The organism is uncultured Thermomonas sp., from assembly GCF_937872235.1.
Taxonomy (GTDB): Bacteria; Pseudomonadota; Gammaproteobacteria; order Xanthomonadales; family Xanthomonadaceae; genus Thermomonas; species Thermomonas beijingensis.
Genome location: NZ_CALMPC010000124.1, coordinates 1 through 3,133 on the forward strand (window position 1 = coordinate 1; position 3,133 = coordinate 3,133).

A 3,133-nucleotide genomic window follows, 5' to 3' on the forward strand; every position below is an offset into this window, starting at 1 on the left:
CATACAAACCATTGAGGTCGTTGCGATGAATCCACGCCCCACCGCGCTTGCCTGCCTACTTATCGTAGAGGACGACCCGGTCAGTGCCAGCTTCCTGCACGATGCCGCAGTCACTTTGCCGGCAACGGTGCAGCTTGCCTGTCGCGTGGCCGATGCCGAACACGCCTGCACCCAGCACCGCTTCGATCTGCTGTTGATCGACGCCCATCTCCCCGACGGGCGTGGCGATACCCTGCTGCAACGCCTGCGTCACCGTGGCATTTGCACACCAGCGTTGGCGCATACCGCCCATGCCGATGCCGCCGCTTGCGCACAACTGCATGCCGCAGGGTTTTTGGAGGTGCTGCAAAAACCGATGTCGATGGACAGCCTACATACCGCGCTGCGACGGCATTTGCCCACTGTTACCGCCGCACACCCCGCCCTGTGGAATGATGCCGAAGCGCTGGCAGCAGTCGGCGGCAACCCGGCCCACGTCAGTGCGCTGCGCGGCTTGTTCCTACAAGAATTACCCGAACAACACGCGCGCATCCACGCCGCCATCCAACAGGCAGATGCCGCCGCCGTGCGTGCCGAGCTGCACAAACTCACCGCCAGCTGCGGCTTTGTGGGGGCGGCGCAACTTGCCCAAGCAGTACATGCGCTGCGTGCAGACCCGCTAGATACCGACGCCACACATGCACTGGATATCGCCGTCCAACAAACCCTGATGCCGCGCTGAAATCGGTGCGCATCACCTGCGCACTCGGCCGCTGTTTATCCCTGAACCTGCCCGCCATCCAAGCGCACGATGCGATCGGCCAAGGCCAAACTGGCGGGGCGATGGGTGATCAAAATCACCGTGCGGTTGGCCAATACATCGCGGCACGCTTCGATGAACTCCAACTCACCCACCGGGTCAAACATCGCGGTGGCTTCATCCAAAATCAGGATGGGCGGGTCTTTCAACAACGCGCGCGCCAAGGCCAATCGCTGCTTTTGACCGCCCGACAAACGCACGCCATTGTCACCCACCAAGGTGTCGTAGCCATCCGGCAACCCACAGATGAAATCATGCGCGCGCGCCGCCCGCGCAGCGCGCTCAATGGCTGACGGATCGGCATCAACCCGCCCATATGCAATGTTGTCGCGCACGCTGGCGTTGAACAGCAGCACCTGTTGCGATACCAAACCAATCTGCTCACGCAACGCGGTCAACGTAAAATCACGCACGTCCACGCCACCAATCGCAATGGTGCCTGCTTGTGGCTCCAGTAAGCGCAAGAGCAAATGAATCAAGGTGCTCTTGCCAGCACCATTGGTACCGGTCAACGCAATCGTTTCGCCATGTTCCACCGCAAGGTTGAACCCTTGAAACAGCACCGCGCGCTCCGGGTAGGCAAAGTCAAGCCCGGTAAACGTGATTGCCGTGTTAGCAGGCAGTGCGCTGCGGGTGCCGGTGTCGATTTCTGGTGCTGCTGATAACGCGGCCTGCAGGCGTTGCGCTGCGCCCCGGACGCTTTGTGTTGCACCATACACATTGGCCAACTGGCTGATCGGGTTGATCAAGACCAACCCATACAGAAACAAGCTGACCAAGGTGCCCGTGCCCATCCCATCGCGCACCACTGCCGCCCCCATCGTCCCCAGCAATAGCAAAACGGTGCCGGCACCCAGTATTTGCACCACCGGCGAAATTGCACCTTCCAACATCACCCGGCGCAGCTCGGTTTGATACACATGCTCACAGCGCGCAGCGAATTGTAGATTTTCGCGATTGCTGGCCGCATTGGATTTGATCAGTGGCAATAGTTCCAGACCTTGCTCCGCCGATGCATACCAATCGGCCCAAGCCTGCATCGATGCATGCCCTAGGGGTCGCAACGCCCTGCCTGCCAGTTTGATCAACACAAACAGCAACGGCAGCAACACCGCCATCGCCAGCGCAATCGCCGGTGCCAACCGGAACATCATCAACAGCGCCCCGGCCAATGTCAGCAACAGTGGCAATAGCGGCACCAAAAACCCGCTGACGTACCCACTCAAGCGATGCAAATCTCCCGTCATCAGCGCCAATACATCTCCACGCTGGCGCTGCTGGTGCCAAGCCAGCGGCAGGGCCTGCAACTGCGCATGCACTTGCGCCCCAGCATCTGCCAGCAAACGCCCAGAAACCTGCTGCAACTGCGCGGACACCACATAACCCAGCAATGCCTGCGCACACACCAACGCAAACAAGACCAAAGCCAGCCGCGCAATGCCTTCCCCAAGCAACAGCCGGTCCGCCAGCCGCCCCCCCAGCCAAGGCTGCAACAGCGTCGCCATGCTTTGCACCAACATCAGACCCACGCAGAGCAACAACGCCCACGTATGCGGCCGCAGCCACGCCAGCAATCGGGACCGCATTGGGTTTAAATCTTCCGTTTCTTTACCTTGCATCGTTCCTTGTCCTACCCTGTGCACGTCAACTCCGCAGGTTCAAGCATGACCGTCCCCAATCTTTCCGTCACCCTTGCCAATACGGTAGCGCCTTCTTCTGCCGTGATGGTGCAGGAAGTGGGTGGTGAACTGGTGCTGCTGGATTTGGCCAGTGAACAGTACTTTGGACTGGATCCTGTGGGCACGAGGATCTGGAAATTATTAGGGACGCATGGCAACCTCCAAACCGTACGGGATTGTATCCACGCTGAATTTGATGCCCCGTTGCCCCAAATCGAACACGACCTATTGGCCCTAGTGCAACAACTGGTCGCTGCGGGCTTGGTGACGGTGCAATAAATGGGGCGCAGGCTTGACGGCTGGCGTGCATTGGCTTGGCCGGATCGCGGGCGCTTGCTTGCTTGCTTGGTGGGATTACCCATTCTTCATGCAAGTTTGGCCATCACCGGCTACGCGCGCAGCCGGCGCATCATTGAATGGATCACGCAACGCACATCCGCGCGTACTCCCAACCCCATGGATATCGATGATGCACAACAGTTGGCACGGCTGGCCGCCATCGCAGGTCGGCATGGCGCAGTGACGGCCAGCTGCCTGCGCCAATCGTTATTGCTGTATGGCTGGCTGCGCTTGCGTGGGTTTCAACCAGCCTTGCAACTTGGCATAAAGCCACAACAGAGTGCGTTTCAAGCACACGCATGGGTGGAGTTGGCAG

General features: G+C 59.8%; 4 protein-coding genes. 3 read left to right on the forward strand and 1 reads right to left on the reverse strand.

What is annotated here, in order from left to right:
- The coding region (locus tag QWB57_RS10770) for a response regulator (protein WP_343229800.1) at window positions 1-721 on the forward strand (721 nt) is incomplete at its 5' end.
- 35 nt (window positions 722-756) lie between these two features.
- On the opposite strand, the gene QWB57_RS10775 is transcribed toward QWB57_RS10770, so the two are convergent.
- Window positions 757-2,385: an ABC transporter ATP-binding protein gene (locus QWB57_RS10775; RefSeq protein WP_288969520.1), complete on the reverse strand. Its 1,629-nt coding sequence runs from the start codon at window positions 2,383-2,385 to the stop codon at window positions 757-759.
- Between the two features lie 78 nt (window positions 2,386-2,463).
- Here QWB57_RS10775 and QWB57_RS10780 point away from each other — a divergent pair, with 78 nt between their 5' ends.
- Complete coding sequence (locus QWB57_RS10780) at window positions 2,464-2,757, forward strand: PqqD family protein (protein ID WP_288969522.1); 294 nt, start codon at window positions 2,464-2,466, stop codon at window positions 2,755-2,757.
- Window positions 2,758-3,133 (forward strand): lasso peptide biosynthesis B2 protein (locus tag QWB57_RS10785; RefSeq protein ID WP_288969523.1); only part of this gene is annotated, 376 nt, incomplete at its 3' end. It lies immediately after the preceding gene.

Bases quoted from the DNA above. Each gene is read 5' to 3' on its own strand.
- QWB57_RS10775 (WP_288969520.1), bottom strand. From the start codon at position 2,385: ATGCGGTCCCGATTGCTGGCGTGGCTGCGGCCGCATACGTGGGCGTTG.
- QWB57_RS10780 (WP_288969522.1), top strand. From the start codon at position 2,464: ATGACCGTCCCCAATCTTTCCGTCACCCTTGCCAATACGGTAGCGCCT.